Annotated in this window: 18 protein-coding genes; 8 read left to right on the top strand and 10 right to left on the bottom strand. The window is 70.5% G+C overall.

Annotation, left to right across the window (positions count from 1 at the left end; all coding sequences use genetic code 11):
- The first annotated feature begins 156 nt into the window (after window positions 1-156).
- The gene (locus ACTWOL_RS16075) at window positions 157-1,272 is read left to right on the top strand and encodes an ADP-ribosylglycohydrolase family protein (protein WP_474297393.1); all 1,116 of its coding nucleotides are present in this window, start codon (window positions 157-159) and stop codon (window positions 1,270-1,272) included.
- Window positions 1,273-1,357: 85 nt separating this feature from the next.
- On the opposite strand, the gene ACTWOL_RS16070 is transcribed toward ACTWOL_RS16075, so the two are convergent.
- Entirely contained in the window at window positions 1,358-2,140 is a 783-nt protein-coding gene (locus tag ACTWOL_RS16070; protein WP_474297392.1) for an SDR family oxidoreductase, read from the bottom strand.
- A 135-nt stretch (window positions 2,141-2,275) separates the two neighbouring features.
- Between ACTWOL_RS16070 and ACTWOL_RS16065 the strand changes: the two genes are divergently transcribed.
- Window positions 2,276-3,112, top strand: coding sequence for a hypothetical protein (locus tag ACTWOL_RS16065; protein ID WP_474297391.1), 837 nt, complete (start codon window positions 2,276-2,278; stop codon window positions 3,110-3,112).
- Between the two features lie 230 nt (window positions 3,113-3,342).
- On the opposite strand, the gene ACTWOL_RS16060 is transcribed toward ACTWOL_RS16065, so the two are convergent.
- From ACTWOL_RS16060 to ACTWOL_RS16050, 3 genes are all read right to left on the bottom strand, one after another.
- Entirely contained in the window at window positions 3,343-3,543 is a 201-nt protein-coding gene (locus tag ACTWOL_RS16060; protein WP_474297390.1) for a DUF397 domain-containing protein, read from the bottom strand.
- Window positions 3,544-3,738: 195 nt separating this feature from the next.
- Complete coding sequence (locus ACTWOL_RS16055) at window positions 3,739-4,596, bottom strand: helix-turn-helix domain-containing protein (protein ID WP_474297389.1); 858 nt, start codon at window positions 4,594-4,596, stop codon at window positions 3,739-3,741.
- Window positions 4,597-5,054: 458 nt separating this feature from the next.
- Window positions 5,055-5,774 carry a GOLPH3/VPS74 family protein gene (locus ACTWOL_RS16050; protein WP_474297388.1) on the bottom strand — a complete coding sequence of 240 codons (720 nt, stop codon included), beginning with the start codon at window positions 5,772-5,774 and terminating at the stop codon, window positions 5,055-5,057.
- A gap of 193 nt (window positions 5,775-5,967) precedes the next feature.
- Between ACTWOL_RS16050 and ACTWOL_RS16045 the strand changes: the two genes are divergently transcribed.
- A complete protein-coding gene (locus ACTWOL_RS16045; RefSeq protein WP_474297387.1) occupies window positions 5,968-8,685 on the top strand; it encodes a serine hydrolase in 2,718 nt (905 codons plus the stop codon).
- A gap of 181 nt (window positions 8,686-8,866) precedes the next feature.
- The gene (locus ACTWOL_RS16040) at window positions 8,867-10,657 is read left to right on the top strand and encodes an MFS transporter (RefSeq protein WP_474297386.1); all 1,791 of its coding nucleotides are present in this window, start codon (window positions 8,867-8,869) and stop codon (window positions 10,655-10,657) included.
- Between the two features lie 85 nt (window positions 10,658-10,742).
- Here ACTWOL_RS16040 and ACTWOL_RS16035 read toward each other — a convergent pair whose 3' ends face one another.
- Entirely contained in the window at window positions 10,743-11,585 is an 843-nt protein-coding gene (locus ACTWOL_RS16035; RefSeq protein WP_474297385.1) for a MerR family transcriptional regulator, read from the bottom strand.
- 913 nt (window positions 11,586-12,498) lie between these two features.
- Between ACTWOL_RS16035 and ACTWOL_RS16030 the strand changes: the two genes are divergently transcribed.
- A complete protein-coding gene (locus ACTWOL_RS16030) occupies window positions 12,499-13,182 on the top strand; it encodes a hypothetical protein (RefSeq protein WP_474297384.1) in 684 nt (227 codons plus the stop codon).
- Between the two features lie 113 nt (window positions 13,183-13,295).
- Here the strand turns inward: ACTWOL_RS16030 and ACTWOL_RS16025 are convergent, their stop codons facing one another.
- The 3 genes from ACTWOL_RS16025 to ACTWOL_RS16015 all read right to left on the bottom strand — a co-directional run bounded on the left by ACTWOL_RS16025 (window position 13,296) and on the right by ACTWOL_RS16015 (window position 16,278).
- A complete protein-coding gene (locus ACTWOL_RS16025; RefSeq protein ID WP_474297383.1) occupies window positions 13,296-13,958 on the bottom strand; it encodes a TetR/AcrR family transcriptional regulator in 663 nt (220 codons plus the stop codon).
- A gap of 93 nt (window positions 13,959-14,051) precedes the next feature.
- Window positions 14,052-14,849: an MBL fold metallo-hydrolase gene (locus ACTWOL_RS16020; protein ID WP_474297382.1), complete on the bottom strand. Its 798-nt coding sequence runs from the start codon at window positions 14,847-14,849 to the stop codon at window positions 14,052-14,054.
- Window positions 14,842-16,278 (bottom strand): MFS transporter, encoded by a 1,437-nt coding sequence (locus ACTWOL_RS16015; RefSeq protein ID WP_474297381.1) that lies wholly within the window; start codon window positions 16,276-16,278, stop codon window positions 14,842-14,844. Before ACTWOL_RS16015 ends, ACTWOL_RS16020 begins: the two co-directional genes overlap by 8 nt.
- A gap of 494 nt (window positions 16,279-16,772) precedes the next feature.
- Between ACTWOL_RS16015 and ACTWOL_RS16010 the strand changes: the two genes are divergently transcribed.
- On the top strand, window positions 16,773-17,111 hold the full coding sequence (locus tag ACTWOL_RS16010) for a DUF6191 domain-containing protein (RefSeq protein ID WP_474297380.1): 339 nt from the start codon (window positions 16,773-16,775) through the stop codon (window positions 17,109-17,111).
- A 153-nt stretch (window positions 17,112-17,264) separates the two neighbouring features.
- Here the strand turns inward: ACTWOL_RS16010 and ACTWOL_RS16005 are convergent, their stop codons facing one another.
- Window positions 17,265-17,798: a MarR family winged helix-turn-helix transcriptional regulator gene (locus ACTWOL_RS16005; RefSeq protein ID WP_474297379.1), complete on the bottom strand. Its 534-nt coding sequence runs from the start codon at window positions 17,796-17,798 to the stop codon at window positions 17,265-17,267.
- A gap of 249 nt (window positions 17,799-18,047) precedes the next feature.
- On the opposite strand from ACTWOL_RS16005, the gene ACTWOL_RS16000 reads away from it, so the two are divergent.
- Both ACTWOL_RS16000 and ACTWOL_RS15995 read left to right on the top strand, forming a co-directional pair.
- Window positions 18,048-19,118 (top strand): alkene reductase, encoded by a 1,071-nt coding sequence (locus ACTWOL_RS16000; protein ID WP_474297378.1) that lies wholly within the window; start codon window positions 18,048-18,050, stop codon window positions 19,116-19,118.
- Window positions 19,119-19,159: 41 nt separating this feature from the next.
- Window positions 19,160-20,065 (top strand): NADP-dependent oxidoreductase, encoded by a 906-nt coding sequence (locus ACTWOL_RS15995; RefSeq protein WP_474301177.1) that lies wholly within the window; start codon window positions 19,160-19,162, stop codon window positions 20,063-20,065.
- A 746-nt stretch (window positions 20,066-20,811) separates the two neighbouring features.
- Here the strand turns inward: ACTWOL_RS15995 and ACTWOL_RS15990 are convergent.
- Window positions 20,812-21,222: a hypothetical protein gene (locus tag ACTWOL_RS15990; RefSeq protein WP_474297377.1), complete on the bottom strand. Its 411-nt coding sequence runs from the start codon at window positions 21,220-21,222 to the stop codon at window positions 20,812-20,814.
- Window positions 21,223-21,427: the final 205 nt, after the last annotated feature.

The following is a 21,427-nucleotide window of genomic DNA, read 5'->3' as shown; positions in this document are numbered from 1 at the left end:
CAGCGGGTCATGACATAAGCGGAACCAGACGGAGAACGGCGATCAAACCCGGCGAGACGGACGACCAGTCACGCACCGTTCCGGCTTGATTGCGCCCATGAAGCGATCTCTCTCGGTCGATTACAGTGCTGGGCACGAATGAGGAGGGAACCCCGCGTGACCACAGCAGCCACAGCCGTCTGGGGCCGTGCCGAGCAGCAGGATTTCCGTGCCCGGGTACGCGGCTGTCTGCTGGGCGGCGCCATCGGCGACGCTCTCGGCGCCGGGGTCGCGGGGCAGACCGTCGACGAGCTGCGCAGCGTCCACGGGCCCGACGGCGTCGGGGACTTCGTACCCGCGTACGGCCGGCGGGGCGCCGTCACCGCAGCCACCCAGCTGACCCTCTTCACCGTCGACGGCCTCATACGCGCCCAGGTGCGCCGGGACACGGGTGCCTGGCACCCGCCCACCGATGTGCACCGGGCCTATCTGCGCTGGGCGGCCACACAGCGCGACTGGGGCCCGGACGAGCGCCGTAAGGACAACGGCTGGCTCGCCCGCGAGGAGTGGCTCTACACCCGTCGCGACCCCCACCCGGCCAGCCTCGGCGGACTCGACGACGAGACCCTCGGCACTCTGGACAAGCCCAAGAACCCCACGGCCCGTGACGCCGGCGCCGTCCTCCGCTCGGCGCCCTTCGGACTGCTGGTGGGCTGGGAGCCGCAGCTGGTCTGCCAGCTCGCCGTGGAGTGCGCGACCCAGACCCACGGGCACCCGACCGCATATCTGTCGGCCGGCGCCTTCGCGGTGATCGTGCACGGGCTCGCACGCGGTGAGACCGTCGACGGCTCTGTCCAGCGCGCGCTCGCCCTGCTCGCCTCCCGCCCGGGCCACCAGATGGTGACCGATGCGCTGAAGCAGGCCCTCGGTGCCGTGCGCCAGGGCATTCCCAGCCCGGCCCGGGTCGCGGCCCTGGGCAATCCGGAGAACGCCGAGGACGCGCTCGCCGTGGCCGTCTACTGCACGCTCGTCGGCGAGGACATCCGGCACGGCCTGCGTCTCGCCGTCAACCACGACGGTGCTTCGCACATCACCGGCGCGCTCTGCGGCGCCCTCCTCGGCGCCATGCACGGGGAGACGGCGCTGCCTCCGGCCTGGCTCGCGGAGCTCGAGGGCCGGGCCACCGTCCTGGAGCTCGCGGACGACTTCGCCATGGAGATGACCCAGGGCCCGGCCCTGCACGGTCCCGCGGCGTCGTCGCAGGGCTGGCTGCTGCGCTACCCGCGAGGCTGACCGGGGCCCGGGCCCCGGGGGCCGCTCTGCCCCCGGTTGCCGCGTCGGCGCATCGCCGCGTCCGTACTGGGGCCGTACTGCTGTGTCAGCGCATCAGCTCCCCCGCGTTGACCAGCAGCGACTGTCCCGTGATCGCCCTTGCCCGGTCGGAGGCCATGAACACCACCGCGTCGGCGACGTCACCGTCCGTGGCCAGCTCCGGCAGGGCCATCCGCGCGTTCAGCCGGTCGAGCACCTCGGATTCGGGCACCGCCTCGGTGTGTGCGGTGAACTGTACGTACGCCTCCACCGGCGGTCCCCACATCCAGCCGGGCAGTACGGTGTTGACCCGGATCCGGTGCGGGCCGAGCTCCTGCGCCAGCGAGTACATCGCCGAGGTGAGCGCCCCCTTGGACGCCGCGTACGCCGCCTGCCGTACCTGGGAGGGGGCGGCCACCGCCGACTGGGTGCCGATGATGACGACGGAGCCGCCCTGCTCCTTCAGGGCCGGCAGACAGGCCCGGGTCATCCGCAGCGTCCCCAGCAGATTGACGTCGACGACCTGCTGCCAGGTCGTGAAGTCGGCGTCCTGGAGTCCGCCGAAATAGCCGTCCAGGGCGGCCACATGGACGACCGCGTCGATCCGCCCGAACCGTTCGACCGCGAGGGCCGCCAGCGCCTCGCACTGCGTCTCGTCGGTGATGTCGGTGGGGCGCAGTGCGGTACGGGCGCCCGTGGGGTCGATCTGCGCGGCGGTCTTGGCGAGGTTCGCCTCCGTGCGCGCACCGAGCACGGCATTGCCGCCGTCCCTCACCACGGCGGCGGCGACCTGGTGCCCAAGACCGGCTCCGACGCCGGAGACGATGACGGTCTTCCCCTGCAGCAGCATCCCGACGGCTCCCGACTCTGGTCGTCACTCTTGTCGTCATGTCGTCACTCCGGTCAGCCATCTGGCCATCCATCTGACGGAGCGTCAGAGTAGGTCCGTCCGCCGGAGGAAGGAAGAGGGAGGAAGGGGAGCGTCATGAGTGAAGACACACAGGACACCCGGTCCGAGCAGTACGCGGAGCTTGCCGCCGTCGGCCCCTACGGAGTCCGTCCCGGTCATGCCCTGATCACCATGGTCGAGCCCCATCCCGGCCACGAGTACGCGTACAACCGCTGGTACGAGGACGACCACTACTACGCGGGCGCGATGGCGATGCCGTGGATGTTCGCGGGCCGGCGCTGGGTGGCGCCCCGCGAACTGCAACTGCTGCGGTACCCGGAGAAGTCGGCGATCGCCCAGCCGGTGACGGCGGGCTGTTACATCTCCACGTACTGGATCACCGAGGGACGCTACGACGACCATATGAAGTGGACCGTCGGCATCAACAAGAGGCTGAACCGCGACGGCCGGGTCCACCAGGCCCGTACGCATGTGTTCACCGCTTTCCAGGACCACGTGGCGACCGTCTACCGTGACGGCGCCGCGGGCCCGCGCGACTACCACGCCCTGGACCACCCCTACGCGGGACTGGTCGTCGAGGTCATCGACGCGGAAGAGCCCGAGCGGCGGGCCGAGCTGCTCGACCGGCTGCGATCACGCGAGTTGCCCAAACGGCTCGCGGGCTCGCCCGCGGCCATGGTGACGGTCTTCCGGCCGACACCGCTGCCGCTGGAGCGGATGTCGTACGTCAAGCAGGTGGAAGGCGTTGACACACGGCTGACGCTGCTCTGGTTCCTGGAGCGGGACCCGCGGGAGTGCTGGGAGGGGCACTTCGCGGATCTCGACGCGGGGGAGCTGGGGAGGGTGGAGCTGGTCGCGCCGTTCATCCCGACGGTGCCCGGCACGGACCGCTATGTGGACCAGCTGCGCTGAGGGATTCGCTGGTTGGGTGCCCCGGACGGACCGGTTGTGCCGATGAGCCGGTCATGAGGACATAGGCCGAGCCCCCTCGGCCGGGACGGCGGACCAGTCGAGAGGGCTCTGTCATCGGATCCGGCGTTCCGCCCGGTGCTCCGATCCGGCGTTCCGCCCAGTGCGCGATCTGCGCTCGATCTGCGCTCGATCTGCGCCCCGATCCGGTGTTCGCCGGTTCGCGTGAGAGCTTAGAGCGAACCCTTGCTCACCTCGTGGACGAAGGCGTTCCACGAGTCCGGGACGAAGGTGAGGGAGGGGCCGGCGGGGACCTTGGAGTCCCGCACCGCGATCGCGTCCTCAATGGGGGACTTGACCTCGATGCATGCGCCGTTACCTCCGGAGTAGGAGGACTTGGTCCAGTTGTCCAGGGCGCCCTTGTGAATAGCCATGTGTGTCTCCGGTTCCAGGTCGGTCGTCGCCGTCGACGTACTCGGTGCTTGACGGCGTGATCACGACGCTACTTGGCAGGGTCGGTGGCTGAGAATGACCCTTCACCCGACCGGATGGCATATTCCACGATGTGCTTCCGGCAAACGGTTTCCACCGTGTACCGTGCGCCCCTCTTCACACTGGCTACCCGGATGTCACTTGGCGTACCCCTTGGCGATGTCCGCGATGAACTGCCGTGTCTGGTCGACGTTCAGCGCCTGCGCACGCAAGTGCTCGTACATCACGGTGTACTTGTGGACGTCGTTCGCCTTCTCCAGATACAGGTCGCTGGTGACGCCCTCGATGTAGACGACGCTCGAATCCGAGGCGTCGGGGAACTCGAGGACCGCGTAGTGACCCGTGATGCCGGGATGGGCGCCCATGGTGAACGGCAGCACCTGCACCGTGACATGGGGCAGTTGTGACTGCTCGACCAGGAACTCCAGCTGGTCCCGCATCAGCTGCTCGTTGCCCACCACCCTGCGCAGCGCGGCCTCGTCGACCACGGCCCACAGCCGCAGCGGATTGTCCGGCCCGACGACGCGCTCCTGTCTGCGCATCCTGACCTGCACCCGCTTCTCGACGTCGCTGACGGGAGTTTCGGGCAGCGCGCCGGAGATGAGCGCCTCCGCGTACTGCCGGGTCTGGAGCAGACCGGGCACGATCTGGGGTTCGTAGACGCGCAGCGAAGCCGCGTCCGTCTCCAGGCCGATGTAGACGCTGTACGGGATGTCGCCGAAGGCATGCCACCAGCCCTGCTGGCGGGAGTCCTTGGCCATCTGCATGAGTGATTCGACGACCCGGTGGTCCTCGACCTCGTACACCCCGCACAGGTCGCGGACGTCGCGCTGGCTGATCGAGCGGCGGCCGTTCTCGAGGCGGCTGATCTTCGACTGCGAGACGAGCAGGCGCTCCGCCACCTCCTCCGCGGTCATGCCCTTGAGTTCGCGGAGCCGGCGCAGCTCCTGGCCCAAGCGGCGGCGCCTGACGGTGGGGTTGACGTTGGACGCCACGAGAACTGCACCTCCGGCTGCTGATGTCTCTGTACGTTGCTGTGCGTATCTACGTCTCAGCAGACTGCCACCAACTCGGCTGGCTGCGCTGGAAAATGACGACACGCGCAACAACGCGAACGCGCGGGGTAGTCATCATGACTGCCCCGCGCGTTCCGTGCGGCTCCCGAACCGGGTTTTGTGTGCGTGTTGTTGACGCCGTGCGTGCTGGGTGCCATCGTGCCGCGGTACGAAGAGGGTGCGGTTCGTGCCGCGGCGCGGATGTGTCGTACTGATGTGCCGAGGTGCGCTGATGCTGTAGTGCGGTGATGCCGTGGTGCGGATGCGTGCGTGCGGTGCGTCCCTTGCCGTGTGGTGCGGACGCGCGCGGTGCGGAGCGAACGGCGCGGATGCGGCCGTGCTGCGCGCCGCCCCCGTGCGCGGGCGGTGCGTGTGCTGGTACCCGGCTCCGTCGCGGATCAGTGCACGGCGGCGCGGGCCATGCTCCCCCGGTGCTGTGGCACCGGAGCGGCCGACGGGCGGCTGCTCGCTGCGGAGTTACGGCGCGGCTGTGCGGCCGCACCGTTCTGGACGTCCATGACGGCGTGCGCCACGAGACCGCCCATCGGGTCGTGCCTGATCAGGTCCCGGAGCCGGGAGCGCGACGAACGCCCTTCGTTCCCCGGGTAGAGGTGCTTGCCGAGACCGACCGCGTGGGCCAGTGCGGCGAGCGCCGCGGTCCGCGGGTCCGGCGGCACGCCGGTGCGGATCGCACTGTCCAGCCGGGACCTGATCTCCCGGCTGATCGCCGTGTCCGTCGCCTGGTAGCGAGTCGTCGGCAGTACCCCGCACATCTGGCCCTCCACGGCATGCACCATGCCGCATCGCTCCAGATGCGAGAGGTAGGTCTGGCGGAGTCCCAGCCGGGGCCCGCCAATCCAGTGGACAGCCCGAACCGGGCTGCCGCGTCTGCGCAGCAGCTCCAGTGCGGAGTCCAGTGTCGGATCTCCAGTCGGCCGTGGCATCACCACGGCGATACGATCCCCGTCAGGGGCTATCCGTCCTGCCAGGGCCAGCTCCACTAGCTGTGCTCCGGCCAGGCCGAGGTCGAGCGACTGCGGCTGCGCTGTGGTACCCGTGGCCGGGTCCAGAGCGAGCAGCAGAAGCTCCTCCGGAATTGTTCTGCGGCTCCTGCCCATCCATGCCTCCCCGCGTGGATGAATGACAGGGTGACGCCTCTCACATTGGTCTGTCGAGAGTGCCTGGGTGCTTCGTGATGGAACCGGCAGGTATGTCGTTCTCGTCTAGCAGAGGGGCCAAGCGCTCACACAGGACACTGGTAGATGGTTCGGACAGTCGTCGTAGGCGGCGGACAGGCATGAAGGAGGCACGGTGGCGGGCGAGTCCCCCGACAAGTCGGAGCACCAGAAGTCGTCGGGGGAGACTGCTTCGGGCGAAAGCGATCCGAGGCTTGCCATGGTCCGTGCGGAGGGGGATCCGCCGGAGGGGCGTGTCGACCAGGCGACGGCGGTGTTCAGGACACTGCCGTCGCGCACTGATCAGGACGACTCGGAACCGGCTTCCGGTTCCGGGGCATCCGTGAGCACGGCTGTGGCCGCGAACGGGAACGGGACCACGTCCCCGGATGCCGACGCCGACGCAGGCCCTGACGGCGACGCGTCCCCGGGCGCGCGGTCGGACACCGCTTCGGGCGGTGACGACGCGCGGCTGCGGAAGGCCGTGGCCGCCTGGGTGTCGACGGCGGACGACGACGCGAACGGCGCCGACGACGCGAAGAGCGACGACGCAAACGGCGTGGAGGCGGCGGGGGAGGGCGCCTCCACGACCGACGAGCCTGCCGCCGCGGAGGCGGCGAGCACGAAGGCGGAGAGCGCGCAGTCGGACGGAGACGACGCCGGCGCGGGCCACGACGTGGAGGAGCCCGCCGGGGCGCAGGAAGCGGCGGACGGCGAAAAGGCCGGCGACGGCGGCGAGTCCGGCGACTCCGGTGAGGCTCGTGAGTCCGCTGAGGCGGAAACCGACGCCACGGACGACGCCTTCGCCGACGCCACGGACGACGAGCGCACTTCCGTGGACGAGCCCGCGGCCGACGAGACCGACGACGAGGACGCCGACGCGGACGCGGACGCGGACGCGGCCCGAGCGGCGGATGACGCCGGCACCTCCACTGGTACCGCGGCCCCCGACGGCGACACCACGGAGCCCGAGAGTGACGCCACAACTCGGGAAGACGCCACCGAGGACGGCACGTCCACCGAAGGCGGCGCAGCCGCCGAGGGCGACTCCGGCAAGGGCGACTCCGGCGGGAGTGACACCAACAAGGGCGGCGCCGCCTCCCGGGCAACCGAAGACGGCCCTGCCGCGCCTTCCGCCGAGAAGGCGGGCCGGACCGACCAACCGGTGGACCAGCCGACGGCCGTGTTCAAGGCACCCGTGCGCCGGGCCGTCGACCAGCCGACCACGGCACTCAAGATCACCCGGCCGACGTCGGAGCCGGGACCCACATCCCAGCCCGGGGCGAAGCCGGAGTCGGCGAGTGAGCGGACCAGCAAGTTCGTTCCGCTGCGCCGTGACGATTCATCCGCGGCGCCCGCGGCACCTGCGGCACCTGCAACGCCCGCGGCCCGTTCGGCCGCGCCGTCGGCCCCTTCCGGGGCTCCGGAACGGTCCGCGCCGGCCGCACGGACCGCGACCTCGCCTTCCACGGCTCCGTCGCCTTCCACGGCTCCGTCCGCATCCCCTGCTCCCGAATCCACCGTCTCCCTCAGCGAACCCGAGCGGACCAAGCAGCAGCCGCTGCCGCCGAAGCCCCCGCTCGATCTGCTCGCCGAGCTGACCAACACGCCGCCGCCCCCGCAGACCCCGGTCCGTACGGCGCTCAGGCGGGTCCGGATCTGGACGCCGCTGGTCGTGCTCCTGCTGATCGTCTTTGCGATCGTGCAGATGGTGCGCCCGCTTCCCGATCCCGCCCTCGAGCTGACCGCCAAGTCCGAGTACACCTTCGAGGGCGAGGAGGCCGCCCTGCCGTGGCCCACCGAGGGCCAGTCGGCCGTCGAGGTCGAGGGCCTCGGCAGCCTGGGCACCGGCGGTGCGCAGAAGCCTGCCCCGATCGCGAGCGTCACGAAGACGATGACGGCCTATCTGATCCTCAGGAGCCATCCGCTCAAGGGCGACCAGACCGGGCCGATGATCGAGGTGGACCAGAAGGCCGAGGAGGAGTCCAGGGCCACGGACGAGTCGACGGCCCCCATCCGCGCGGGCCAGAAGTTCACCGAGAAGCAGATGCTTCAGCTGCTGATGATCCCGTCCGGGAACAACGCGGCACGGCTCCTCGCCCGCTGGGACTCCGGATCCGAGGCCGCGTTCGTCGAGAAGATGAATGCCGCGGCCAAGGAGCTCGGCATGAACGACACCACGTACACGGACCCGAGCGGACTGCGCTCCTCGACCGTGTCGACCGCCACGGACCAGCTGAAGCTGGCCAAGGCGGTCATGCAGAACGAGGTCTTCAGGGAGATCGTCGACATGCCCGACGTCACGATCGAGGGCATCGACAAGAAGATCTACAACGTCAACAAGATCCTGCTGAACCCCGGTGTGAACGGCATCAAGACCGGATCCTCGACCCCGGCCGGCGGCTGTCTTCTCTGGTCCGCCAGCACCGTCGTCGACGGCAAGTCCCGCCGGATCTACGGTGCCGTCTTCGGCATCCAGCGCGGCGGCACGCTGGACGAGAAGCTCACCGCCTCGCTCGATGACAGCCTCAAGCTCATCAAGGGCGCCCAGAAGGCGGTCACCTCGGCGGCCGTCGTCAAGAAGGGGCAGGTCGTCGGCTCGGTCGAGGACGGTCTCGGCGGTTCGGTCCCGCTCGTCGCCACCAAGGACATGGCGGCGGTGGGCTGGTCGGGCCTCACCGTCAAGCTGAAGCTGACGAACGGCGGCAAGACGCTGCCGCACGCGGCCAAGGCGGGCACGGTCGTCGGCTCGCTGACCGTCGGCGAGGGCACCGGCCAGGTGGCGGTGCCGGTGGCCCTGAAGAACGAGCTCGTGGAGCCCAGCGCCGTGGCGAAGCTGGCCCGTCTCGGTTGACACCCGGCCGACGGCGCCGGCGCAGAGGACCCTCTGCGCCGGCGCCGCGGCATAGGTGCTGGCTGTCATGCCAGAACTCGCGTGCTAGCGTCCGGGCAACGTGACAGCTCCGTGAAGCGTCCCCGTACACAAGGGGTCGGACCGGGTCCGGCACGTTGGACGGACGACGGGGAGAACAGAAGTGATCACCGCTGAGCCGACGCCGGCGTACGCCGACCAGGCGCTCGCGCCCGACGCCCCCGGCAGCATCCGGCAGCGGACACGGCGCCTCCTCGGGCATCCCGTCGCGGTCGTCACCGCCACCGCCGCCCTCCTGCACGTCGTGTGGTTCCTCGCCTTCGCGAACAGCGGAGGCGACATCGCCGCCCAGGACGCCTGGGCGGAGTTCGTCGGGCGGCACCCCGACTCCGCGTACAACCTCGCCTGGTACGGCGGCATGCACCCCGTCTCGTACAGCGTGGTGTCCCCGTACCTGATGTCCGTGCTGGGCGTGCGGACGACGATGATGGTCGTCGGCACCCTGTCGGCGGCCCTGACCGCGCTGATCCTGATGCGCGTGCGCGCCGTGCGCAATCCGCTGGCCTGCGCGTTCGCCGGACTCTTCGCGTTCCTGTGCAACGCACTGTCCGGGCGGGTCACTTTCGGTCTGGGCATGCTGTTCGCGCTGGGCGCCGTCGCGTCGGTGTTCTGCTGGCCCCACCGATGGCGCCACAAACGCTGGGCCAAGGCGGCGGCCGCCGCCCCGCTCGCGGGACTCGCGACCGCGTCCAGCCCGGTCGCCGGGCTGTTCCTCGGGGTGGTCGCCGCGGCGCTCTTCCTCAACAAACGACGCCCGGGTGCCTACGCCCTCGGCCTCGCGCCGGCCGTGGTCGTGGCGCTGTCCGCCTGGCTGTTCCCGTTCTCGGGTACGCAGCCGATGTCGGTGGCGTCGACATCGCTGCCGTTCCTCTTCGGGGTCCTGGTCCTCGTCCTCGTACCGAAGCAGTGGCGGACGGTCCGTACCGCCGCGGCCGTCTACGCCGCCGGCACCCTCCTCACCTTCCTGGTCGACTCCCAGATCGGCTCCAACGTCTCGCGGCTCGCCATGCTGTTCGCGGGTGTGGTGCTGCTCGCGGCGCTCCCGTACGCAGGCCGTGGCACCCGCACGTGGTACGCGGTGCTGGTGGCCTTCGCCGGGCTCAACGTGTGGATCGCCACCAACAGCGTCGTGGACATCGTGCGCACGGCGCCGGCCGCTTCCTGGACGCGTGAGCTCGCCCCGCTGGTCAACCAGCTCCAGCAGGTCGACGCGGACAAGGGCCGGGTCGAGGTCGTCCCGGCCAGCAGCCACCGGGAGGCGTCGGCGCTCGCGCCGTACGTCAATCTCGCCCGCGGCTGGAACCGCCAGGCCGACATGGAGCGCAACCCTGTCTTCTACGACGACACCCTCAACGCCGACAACTACCGCGAATGGCTCGATCGCTGGGCGGTGCACTATGTCGTCCTGCCCATGGGCACACCCGATGCGGGCGGCGGCCAGGAGGCGAAGCTCGTCGGGCGCGGGCAGCCCTATCTGCAGCCGATCTGGGCCGACGAGAACTGGCAGCTCTTCGCGGTCCGTGACCCGATGCCGCTGGCCGATCCGCCGGCGACGGTGGACCGGGCCGCCGCGGGGGACCTGACGATCCATGTGCGCTCGGCGGGCCGGGTGCTGGTGCGGATCCCGTACTCGCCCTGGCTCGGCCTCGTGGACCAGCACGGTCGCGGAGTGGAACAGCCGCGGGAGACGGAGGCGTCGAAGGCCAGGGAGGACGACAGTCTGCCGCGCACCTTCGTCAATGTGGCGGGCTGCCTGGTGAAGGCGGAGGAGGACGCGGAGGGCGACGAGTGGACGGAACTCATCGCCCCCCGGCCCGGGGTGTACCGGCTGGCGGCGAAGTACCAGCTGCCCCGCGGGACACCGTGCCCCGAGGAGCTGAGCGGGCCGCGCTGAGCGGGCCCGCCCGCCCTCGGGCTTCCGGAGGTCGGGCCCGGAGGTCGGGCCGTCGGGCCTGGAGGTCGGGCCCGGAGCCCGGAGGTCAGGCCACCGGGAAGGCGATGTCACACACCTCGTCCGTCGGCGAGGCCGCGTCCCAGTCCGCGAAGTACACCTCGCGGCAGGGCCCTGTGACGGTCAGGCCCTCGCGCGTGACGTAGTCCTCGACGGCGTCGAACGCGGAGAGGATCTGCGGGTGCGCGACCTGAGCCTTGGTGATCCGGGTGAACACCAGCCGCTGAGCGGGCTCCACCCGCACCACGATGCCGCCGCGGCCGTTCGCCGCCGCCCATTCCTCGGCCGCCCGCGCGTCGCCGACCGGGACGCAGGCCTCCGCCGGTCCGTCGCTGTCCGGGGTCACCTCGGCGTGGTACGCCACGAACGGGATTCCCGCGACGCCCCCGCACTCCGCAGCGGCCCGTGTCAGCCGGTCGAAGGCCGAGGGGATCCAGCGGGGGAGGTCGTCGGCGAGGAGATGCTTGCGTTCGGCGAGCACCGTCTGCTCCGGTACGTCGCATGTCCTGATGTCGTACATCGTGGGCCTCCTGCCCGAGAGTCGGTCACGGAGGTGGGCCACGAGGGCGGCCTGCCGGGCCCGGCGCTCGTCGACTTCCGCCCAGTACGCGGCCACGGCCTGCGCGCCCTCGGGCCCGGACAGGGCGACCACCTCGGCGATCCGCGCCAGCGGCATGTCGATCTGCCGCAGCAGGGCGACGAGCCGGGCGCGCTCCACCTGATCGGCGCGGTACCAGCGGTAGCCGGTCGTCTCGTCGACATGGGCGGGGGCGAGGAGGCCGAGGCGGTCGTACAGACGCAGGGCCTTGGGCGAAAGCCGGGCCCGGGTCGCGAAGGCCCCGATCGTCAGCAGCGGGTCGTCGTCGTGCACGGTCCCATCCTCCGTCACCGGACGGTGGGTTCCTGTGCTGTCCGCCCGGTACGAGGACGGTGGCCCCTGCCCCAGGGGCAAGGTCAAACCCGGTGGTAAGGATCCGCGATCCGCCGGTGGTGGAGGGGTAGTTGACGATCCGGCCCGTGGGCGGGGGCGGGGCAGGGGCGTCCAGAACCGGGGCGCTGCGCATCGCGCGACGGCGCATAGATGTGTGGACCGCAGCACCTAACGGCCTGTGACCACGCGTTTTCCCCGCGTACGAGTGGCGCGTTCGTGTGGGCGTTCGCCCCTCGTCGTCTATCCGCGTCATGCATAGTGAGCTGCTATGGCGTGCGAAAGGTGTGGCAGTGAGCGGTACCGCTCATTGCCAGGTACAAGTTGCCCTGAATGTGGATTTGCGATCCAGGGCCTCCCGGACCCAGGCGCGCCATGGTTCGCTCCCGGGAAGGCAGGTCCGGCGCCCACCGCCCCCGAGGCACCCGGCTCGGAGACGGCAGATCCGGGGACGGCAGGACCGGGGACGGCAGGGCCTGGGGCGTCGGGTTCGGGGACGAGCGGTCCCGGGACGAGCGGTCCCAGGACGACGGGGCCGGAGCCGTCCGGCCCTGAGGCATACGGCCAGGAGGCATACGACCCGGCAAAGTACGGCCCCGAAATCTTCGACTCCCCCACTTTCGGCTCCGCTGCTTTCGGCTCTTCGGAGTTCGGCCCGCGGACGGCCGGTTTCGCGGCGGTCGTTCCCGGGGCGGGAGCCCGCCAGGCAGACGGCGGCGAGACGGACGACGGAGAGCAGGGCGGCGACGGGGAAGGACGCGCGAGGCTCACGCTGTCGACGGTCACCCGGCTCCGCACGGGTCTGCTCGCTGCCGGGGTCGTGGTCGTCCTGGGCTGCTTCATCGGGGCGGCCGCGATGTTCACGGGGTCCGACGGTGGCGACGGCGGCGGGAAGGGCGAGGGCCAGGGAGCCGAGGCATCCGATGACGACATCGTGGGCGGCGGCGCCCCGATCCGCGTCGGGCCGACCGCACTGCCGGCCCCGAGCCCCGATGGCTTCAACCAGTGGGCGGGGCCCGGCTGCACCACGGGCGGGTACCGCGAGGTCGGCCGCTTCGAGAACGGCGACGCCGCCTGGTACACGGTGTCGTCCGGAGGCCGGAAGGACGATTCCTGTGACGGCAGCTTCTCCGCCGTCCCCATGTCCGGCAGTGCGAACCGCGACAAGGGGTCGTCGGCGGTCTGGAGCTGGAAGCTCGACCGGTCCTACGAGCGGTGTTCGCTCGCCGTCTATGTCCCCCGCACCTCGCGCGCCACGGATGTGGCAGGCGATCCGACCCTCTACCGTGTGCTCGCCGACCCCGACGACACCGGCTCCGGCTATACGGGCTTCGGTGTCAGCCAGATCGCCCACCGCGGCAGTCTGGTGTCCGTCGGGAGCTACGAGGTCAAGGGCGGTACCGACTTCGCCGTGCAGCTCCTCGACCGGGGCCGTGACTGGGGCCGGGCGTCCAAGGTGGGGGCCCATCATGCGGCGGCACAGATGAAACTCACCTGCCGGCAGTCCGGGAGCGGGTCCTCCTCGGCCCCGGCTTCCTGACCGGCACGTCAGGGCGGCGCTGCTCGGCCTTGTGGATACGCGTCGACCCGTCGCCCAGCTCGCCTTCGCCGGCCGGGCAGACCCGGTCACACCGGGTCGTGTCCCGGCCGCGTTCAGGCGATCGCGTAATCGTCGAGGGCCGGTGCGAGAAGGCCGAAGGCGCGCGCCGCTTCCGGCGCGACGGTCTCGGCGATCTCGTCGTTGGTGTGCCCGGCAAGGGTCAGGTCCTGGATGCGCTGGAAGAGGACGCGGTGCACGGCGCCGATCACTCCGGCAACCGTGCGGACGGTGATGTCGTCCTTCGGTGAACCGGTGGCCTCGGCGAGGGCCTCGGCCAGTGCCTGTTCGCGCTGGTCGTGCAGGCCCCGCAGGCACACCGACAGGGTGGGGCTGTCGGCGACCATGCGTGAGAAGACCGGGCCGGCGAACCCCGCCACCGGGTCCTGCGTCGCGACGGCGTCCTCGAAGGCACGGCGAAGTGCCGCGAGGGCGGATTCGCCGGGGCGCCGGGACGCCACCGTGCGCGCGGGTGCGGCGATGAACTCGTCCTGGTGGTCGAGGGCCAAGTCCTCTTTGCGGGCGAAGTAGTTGGTCACCGTCTTCTTCGCGACGCGGGCAGCGGCCGCGATTTCGGCGATGGTGGTGTTCTCGAAGCCCTGCTCGATGAAGAGCCGTGTCGCATGGTCGGAGATCAGCTGGCGCGTCTCCTGCTTCTTGGCCTCCCGCAGGCCCAGCTGGGCCGTGGCGCCCGCCGGGGCGCTCGCTCTCGTCTCCATGCGGAGAATCTTACCCTCGTCATAAAAATCGCCTGGCACTCTGGGGTGAGCCTCGAGCCTCCGCGACTCCCCTGGCCGGGGCTATGCGGCCCGTTACCGCGAGACGCGCGGGGCGGCGGGGACGGGGGACAGCCGGTAGGCCTCCCCGTGGGTGATGACGCGCCCGGCAGTGGGCGGAGGGAAGTGCGTGCCCAGCACGAGGGCCCCCGTGTCGGCGAGCCTGCCGAGCAGTTCGCGTCGGGTCGCCCCGGCCTGCTCGGGGTCGATGTCGACGCAGCTGCCGATGGCCGGGTGCGCGAACTGGACGGGGTGGTGGATGCAGTCGCCTGTGATCAGGGCCGTGTCGCCCCCGCTGCTGATCTGCAACGCGATATGGCCTGGGGTGTGTCCGGGTGTGGGAAGCAGGCGCAGCCCGTGGGCCACGTCGACACCCTTCTCCGGGCCTTCCTCCGGCACGTCGACGAGGTCGAGCAGTCCTGCGTCCTCGACGGGGAGCACCGAGTCGTCGAACATCTGCGTGCGCGCCTCGTCCATCTCGTACCCGGCCCAGAACTCCCGCTCGGTGCGGGAGGTGACATAGCGGGCGTTGGGGAAGGTGGGGACCCATTCGCCGTTCACCTGGTGGGTGTTCCAGCCGACGTGATCGGTGTGCAGATGGGTGAGGATCACCAGGTCGACGGAGTCCGGCGGGAAACCGGCCGCGGTGAGGTGCTCGAGGTAGTCCCTCTGCATGTGGTGCCAGGCCGGGTTGGTGCGTGTCTTCTGGTTGCCGATTCCGGTGTCGACGAGTACGCGCAGCCCGCCTGTTTCGAGAGCGAACGACTGGCTGTGGATGCGCAGGACCCCTTCGTGGTCGGCGAAGTCGGGGCGGAGCCAGTCGTGCTCAGCCACGACGTCGGTGGTTGCGCCCGGTAGCAGCCAGGATCCGGTCTGGGGCGGCAGGGCGACCTCGTCGATGCGGTGGACGGTGATGTCGCCCACGGCCCAGGAGGGGGTGGGGGCGGGCGGTGGTGTGTACATGGGCTGTTTCCTTCGTGTCTTCGTCTTCACGTCCGGATGAGGCGGGGGCGATTGCGGGGCGAGGTGAAGTCCTGCGCCGCGCCGCGGCGAGCGTCGTCATCGCCGTGACGGCGAGGAGGGTGACTGCCACGGCGTAGGCATGGGAGGCGGTGCGCAGTCCGAAGCGCTGGGTCGCGACTCCGGCGGCGATGGCGGGCAGGCTCATGGAGAGGTAGCTGAGGACGTAGTAGGCGCCCAGCGTTCCTGCTCGGTACCTGCTGTCGAGCGAGGCGAGGATCAGGCCGAGCGCCCCCTGGGACACCGCGCCGAAGGCGAGGCCGGCCAGGGCCGCTCCGGTGAAGAGGGCGGTCAGGCCCGCGCCGTGCAGACCGCTCAGGGTCAGGGCCGCGGCGGGGATGATCGCCAGGCAGCCGGAGGCGGTGGCGACGAGCGGGCTCGTGCGTCGCAGCATCCACACGGCGAGTGCGGCCGCGGTGGCGACGGTGAAGAAGATCATTCCACCTGCTGCCCGGGGGGCATCGCTGTCCACGAGGCGTACGAGCGAGGGGCCGAGGGAGGAGTAGAAACCGCCGAGCGCCCAGACGGAGATCACTCCAGGACCGACGAGGAGCAGGGCGCGGCGTGCGGAGGCGGGGAGGGTGAGGCTCGGCCGCAGTGAGTGCCACACATCCGACGGTCTGCCCCCCGACGGCCTGTCGGCCGTCTCGACGGTGAAGGTGATCGCGATCGCCTGGGCCGCGAACAGGAGCGCCATCAGGAGGTAGACCGTGGTCGTGGGCGCGGGTGCGACCTGGACGAGGAGGGTGGAGATCAGCACGCCGGCGGCCATACCGGCGACCGGGGTGATGCTGTTCGTGAGGGTGGATCGGCCTGGGCGGCGGGGGTCGTGCAGATCGAGGAGGGCCGCCCCGGCGGCGCTGGTGGCCGTGCCTGTCGCCACTCCCTGGAGGATGCGCGCGGCGATGAGGGAGCCGGAGGATTCTGCGGTGGCGAGCAGGGTCATGGAGGCGGCGGCAAGTAACAGGGCCCCTGTCAGGACGGGGCGTCGTCCCAGGTGGTCGGAGAGGGTGCCGGTGGTGAGAAGGGCCAGCAGGAGGGCCAGGGCGTAGGCGCTGAACACCACGGTGACGGTGGAGGCGGACAGGTGCCACTGGTCCTGGTAGACGGGGTAGAGGGGGGTCGGCGCGCTGGATGCGGCGAGAAGCGTCGCGAGCACCGACGCGTAGAGGAAGAAGGCAGTAGTGCGGCTGCGGGTGGGGTGAACGGCCCGCAGAGGTGCGCCTGTTGTGGCGCTGGGCATGGGACTCCTTCGATTAAAGCTAACCGTTTGCTTTAAGCAGCGTAGATCTCCGAGGGCGCTTAAAGCAAATTGATAGCTTTTGGTGTCGGGGTTGCCCGTAGCCTGCCGATCAGGGGGAACGTCAACGGGGGGCATTCGGTTCACCGCGCAAGAGGCGGCTCGCTGGGCGGCTCGCTGGGCGGCCCGTGCTCGAGTTGGCCGATGGCGTCCCGGGCGGAGGTTTCCGTGCAGGGATCGACGCGCTCCATCGTCACCGGTGGGCTCGGCCGGCTCGCTCCGGTCGCCACGACACCTGTAGCAGCTAAAGCTGGGAATTCGTTTTAGGGGGAGGCTCGATGGTGCGCCCTGCTGGATGGCGGCGCCCGCGTCCCGGGCGGCGCACACGTCGTACGTGAACTCGCGCAGAGGACGCCTCAGCCGGTGTGGCTGAGCTGACCGTGCCCGTCATGCGCACGCCGTACCGCGCGGGTCGGCCTCGCCCGGATACTGAGGGCATGGCGTTCCTCGTCTTCATGACCTTGCCTGGACTGGTCATCCTGCTGACCGCGCTGGCCTTCGTCGACCAGGTCCTGTTGCGTATGGGCGGCGCGGGCCTCCTGCCGTGGCGGAACGGAGCGCGTCAGGGCCAGATATCGGCGACCGGGTTCGAGCAACTGCACGCGAGTCTTTCGCCGGGCAAGCAGACCGAGCTGAAGGAGCGCCAGTCGGCGCTCCTGCTGCGCGACGACGAGGAGGACGGGGTGCCGCCGAACAGGACGACGGTGGATCTGGACGGCGGGACCGCGGTCGTCCGGATATCCGGCCGCACAGGCGAGAACGACGAGCGCTTGTAGCCGGTCACCGAGATTCCTGCTGCGGGGCAGGGCAGGGGGCAGCCGCCCGCGAATCCGCCCGTACGACGTGAACCGCGCACCGGCGTGAGGCCGTTGCACGGCACGCGAAAGCGGGGGCCGGGCCGGGGGGAGGGGCGGACCGGATACGCGCGGTCAGCGCTCCGTGTCGGCGCACGAGGGTGCGGCAGCGGCCCGTACGAGGTTCTGCTCCAGACGTTCCAGGGTGGCGAGCGCGTCGGCGCGCTCGTCGTCGGAGAGGCCCGTCGTCGAGATGTCCTCGAGCTGGCTCCAGACCCGCTCGACCTCCCGGCGCAGGGCATGGCTGGCCGCCGTGGGTTCGATGAGCGAGGCGCGCTTGTCGGTGGGCGAGGGTCGGCGGCGGACGAAGCCGGCCTGCTCCAGGCGTCGGACCGTGCGGGTCATGGTGGCGGCGTCGGAGTCCATGAGGCGTACCAGGTCGATCTGCCGCTGGGGGCCGAGTTCCCACAGGTGCATCATGACCAGCTCCTGGCCCGGGTGCAGGCCGATGCGGCGCAGCAGCTGCCCGGCGAACATGCGGTGCAGACGAGCCAGGCGGAAGATCGCGTGACTGATCGGCCCGCTGCCGGCCGCGCCCGGGACCGGGACGGTGGCCGCCTGCTCCGTCACCCCGGAAGCCGACTCGGCTTCCCGTCTGGACTCTGCCAACACTTCCTCACTCTCCTGCTTGGACAGTGTGACCCTACCTTCTGCCCTGCGTCTCCCGCGGATGAATCAACCTGCCGAGGTGTATAAGCGCAGGTAGATAGGTTGCTGCGTACTTCGTGCGTGATCCCGGGAATGGACCGGCGACATTTACTTGTTCGGACAGGTGATTTACTTGTTCGGACAGGTAATCGCTGGCGCGGGCAAGGTGCGTTCGGCCCGCGGAACGCCACTCATCCCGAGGAGAGACCCATGACCACTGCTTTCGACCCGCTCGTCCTGGGCGGCAGGCACCTGGCGAACCGCGTCGTGATGGCGCCGATGACCCGCAGCCGCGCGTACGGGCCCGGCGCGGAACCGACGGAGCTGATGGCGGCCTACTACGCGCAGCGCGCCGGTGCCGGGCTGATCGTCACCGAGGGCGTCCAGCCCTCACCCGTCGGCCAGGGCTACCCCGACACCCCCGGCCTACACACCCCCGGACAGGTGCGGGCATGGCGCACGGTGACCGATGCCGTACACCGCGAGGGCGGGGTGATCTTCGCCCAGCTGATGCACACAGGGCGGGTCGGCCACCCGAGCCTGCTGCCGGACGGTCTGGTGCCGGTGGGTCCGTCTGCGGTCGCCGCCCAGGGCCGGGTGTACACGCACGAGGGCCCGAAGGACTTCGTAACGCCCAAGGAGATAAGCGAGTCGGAGATCCGGCAGACGATCGCCGACTTCGCGAGCGCGGCACACAACGCCATCGAGGCCGGCTTCGACGGCGTGGAGATCCACGGCGCCAACGGCTATCTGATCCACCAGTTCCTCGCGGACAACACCAACCACCGCACGGACGGCTGGGGAGGCTCCACCGAGGGCCGGATCCGCTTCGCCGTCGAGGTCGTCACCGCCGTGGCCGAAGCGATCGGCAACGACCGCGTGGGCCTGCGGATCTCGCCCGGAAACCGGTACAACGACATCGCCGAGGACAACCCGGGCGAGGTCTACGGGGCGCTGCTGGACCGCATGTCCGGCCTGGACCTGGCCTATCTGCACCTGATGGAAGGCCCCGACCCCGAGCTGACCCCGCAGCTGCGCAAGGCCTGGCCCGGCACGCTCGTGCTCAACCCGTTCACGTACCCCGACGTCACCGGCCCCGACGCGCTGAAGCTGATCGAGGACGGGAGCGCGGACATGGTGGCCTACGGAGCGCTGTTCCTGGCCAACCCCGACCTGCCGCAGCGGCTCGCTGCCGGCGGTCCGTTCAACACCCCCGACCAGTCCACCTTCTACGGCGGCGACCACCGCGGCTACACCGACTACCCGACCCTCACCGCTTGAGCCGCGATCTCCTCGACGCGGCCCCTACCTGGGAGCTCCTGATGTCCAAAGCAATCACCTTCTCCGAGTACGGCACACCTGAGGTGCTCCGGCTGTCGGAGGTCACCCCGCCGGAGCCGGGTCCCGGCCAGGTCCGGATCCGGGTGCGCGCCGCTTCCGTGAACCCGCTCGACATGAAGATCCGCTCCGGCCGGATGGCCGGCGCCATCCCAGCCCGCTTTCCCGTGATCCCCGGCCTGGACGCGGCCGGTGTCGTCGATGCCGTCGGCGAGGGAGCCGGTGCGGCCGTAGGAGACGAGGTCCTCGGCGCGTCCGTCGGCGGCAGTTACGGCGAGTACGCGCTGCTCGACCGGCCGGTGGCCAAGCCCGAGGCGCTGTCGTGGGAGGTCGCCGCCTCGCTGGTCACGGTCGGCCGGACCGCGTTCCGAGTCCTCGAGCAGCTGGGTGCGCAGGCGGGACAGACCCTGCTCGTCCACGGCGCCGGCGGCAGCGTGGGCGTCATCGCGGTGCAGTTGGCCGTCGCCCGCGGGGTCACCGTCGTCGGAACGGCCGGTGAGCACGACGTCGAGCGCCTCACCGCGCTCGGAGCCATCGCCGTCCATTACGGCGACGGCTGGATGCAGCGGGTGACGTCCGCGGCGCCCCGGGGAGTCGACTTCGTCTTCGACGCCTCCGGCGCCGGCGTCCTCGCCGACTCCGTAGCCCTGACCGGGGACAGCGCACACGTCATCACCATCGCCGACATGTCCGCCGCGCAGCATGGCGTCCGCTTCAGCGCCGGTACCTCGGAGCAGGGCGAAGACGCCCTGCCGGAGCTGGTGCGGCTGGCCGCCGACGGCAGGCTCACCGTGCCCGTCTGGCGCACCTATCCGCTGGCCGAGGCCGCCGCCGCGCACGCCGACCTGGAAGCTCGCCGCAACCGGGGCAAGGCCGTCCTGCTGCCCTGACCCACCGCGCGCCGCCTCGCGCCGCCTCGCGCCGCCTCGCGCTGCCTGAGCGGGTGAGGCGGCCCGTCAGCGATGCCACCGACGCACTCGCGGCGCGTCGGTGCTTGGTCCCATCGGAAGCAGTCGCTCGGCCGAAGTGTTGACCACTGAGCGCGCCTCTCCCGCCTGCGGTGGTGGGGGTCGAATGATTCCGACCGCGAAGCACGTCACACGAACACGGAACGACTGACGTGATCCTGCGCTGATGCGCGGCAGTCGCCATGTGTGCTGTGTGCGAGGCACGGAAGTTTCCGGGCGCACGTCCGACGCCGCAGAGACCGGGACCCGCACCGTGCGCCGGCACGGAGCGGGCCCCGGCCCGGACTTGATGGGGCGCGCAGGCCCTTCAGACGCTGGGTGTGGATCTTCAGCCCGGGACACCGCAGGAAGGCACTCGCGCAGGCTGTCGAGCAGTAACAGGGTGCGGGGCTCGCGGGGTCGGAATCCGACCTGCGCGCTGGCGCGTTCGAGCGCCGCGCGCACCCCGGTGCCGACCCTCGACGACAACGCCCTGACCCTGCGAGACCGGCTCACCGCCGCGCTCGTTCTCTTCTACGCGCAACCCGTCACCCGCATCGTCCGCCCCACTGCCGACGACGTCATGGACAAAGGGGCCCTATGGGGTGCCCGAGCGAATCCCGTCGACGCCTCGGTCCGTCTTCTGCGTCATCGACATCCCTCGCCCCGACCAGCCGGCCGTGTGCGGCTCAGGCAATGTCGCTGGTCCAGATCTCCGTATACGCCTGACTGCCGATGAAGGGGTTGTTGACGGCCCAGAGCACGGCCTTCTGGTTTTCCGGCACGTCGAAGTCGCACATCACCCAGCCGCCCGCCTCGCCGCGGTCGTTGAAGCACTCGCGGGCCCAGCGCGACGCCGGGAGTTTCGACTTGATCGTGCCTGCGGCGATCTGTCCGTTCGCCTTCGTGTCCTTGGCCCAGACCCGGTCTCCATACGCGGCGAAGCACGACTTCGCGCCGGTCGTCGACACACACGTGATGCCCGACGGAGGCGGGCCACTCGGGGCGGCGGTCCCGGCCGATGCCATGGTCGTCGTCCCTGCGGTGATGAGTGCCGCCGCCGCGGGTATCACCATCAGCGCCCGTCCCAGCCTGTTCATGTGCCCTCCCGTTGCTCGAAATCCTTCGTGCTGCGTTGGCTCGTGACATTCAACATCATGCGGTCGTGACCGCTGCCGCCCTCCTTCTCGGTGAAGAGCAGCGGGAGTTGGGACACCGTTGCGCATGCGCTACCGGGCCGACCGCCGTATGTTTCGCCATCAGCACCGGATGCGGGCACCGACCTGCTCGAACTCCCAACCCACC

The organism is Micromonospora sp. IBHARD003, assembly GCF_056106285.1.
This window is presented reverse-complemented; position numbering and strand designations above follow the sequence as displayed.

What these genes read in the sequence shown, in the direction of transcription:
- ACTWOL_RS16070 (WP_474297392.1), bottom strand. Translation starts at nt 2,140, where the DNA reads ATGCTGCTGCAGGGGAAGACCGTCATCGTCTCCGGCGTCGGAGCCGGT.
- ACTWOL_RS16065 (WP_474297391.1), top strand. Translation starts at nt 2,276, where the DNA reads ATGAGTGAAGACACACAGGACACCCGGTCCGAGCAGTACGCGGAGCTT.
- ACTWOL_RS16060 (WP_474297390.1), bottom strand. Translation starts at nt 3,543, where the DNA reads ATGGCTATTCACAAGGGCGCCCTGGACAACTGGACCAAGTCCTCCTAC.
- ACTWOL_RS16050 (WP_474297388.1), bottom strand. Translation starts at nt 5,774, where the DNA reads ATGGGCAGGAGCCGCAGAACAATTCCGGAGGAGCTTCTGCTGCTCGCT.
- ACTWOL_RS16030 (WP_474297384.1), top strand. Translation starts at nt 12,499, where the DNA reads ATGTTCACGGGGTCCGACGGTGGCGACGGCGGCGGGAAGGGCGAGGGC.
- ACTWOL_RS16025 (WP_474297383.1), bottom strand. Translation starts at nt 13,958, where the DNA reads ATGGAGACGAGAGCGAGCGCCCCGGCGGGCGCCACGGCCCAGCTGGGC.
- ACTWOL_RS16015 (WP_474297381.1), bottom strand. Translation starts at nt 16,278, where the DNA reads ATGCCCAGCGCCACAACAGGCGCACCTCTGCGGGCCGTTCACCCCACC.
- ACTWOL_RS16010 (WP_474297380.1), top strand. Translation starts at nt 16,773, where the DNA reads ATGGCGTTCCTCGTCTTCATGACCTTGCCTGGACTGGTCATCCTGCTG.
- ACTWOL_RS16000 (WP_474297378.1), top strand. Translation starts at nt 18,048, where the DNA reads ATGACCACTGCTTTCGACCCGCTCGTCCTGGGCGGCAGGCACCTGGCG.
- ACTWOL_RS15995 (WP_474301177.1), top strand. Translation starts at nt 19,160, where the DNA reads ATGTCCAAAGCAATCACCTTCTCCGAGTACGGCACACCTGAGGTGCTC.
- ACTWOL_RS15990 (WP_474297377.1), bottom strand. Translation starts at nt 21,222, where the DNA reads ATGAACAGGCTGGGACGGGCGCTGATGGTGATACCCGCGGCGGCGGCA.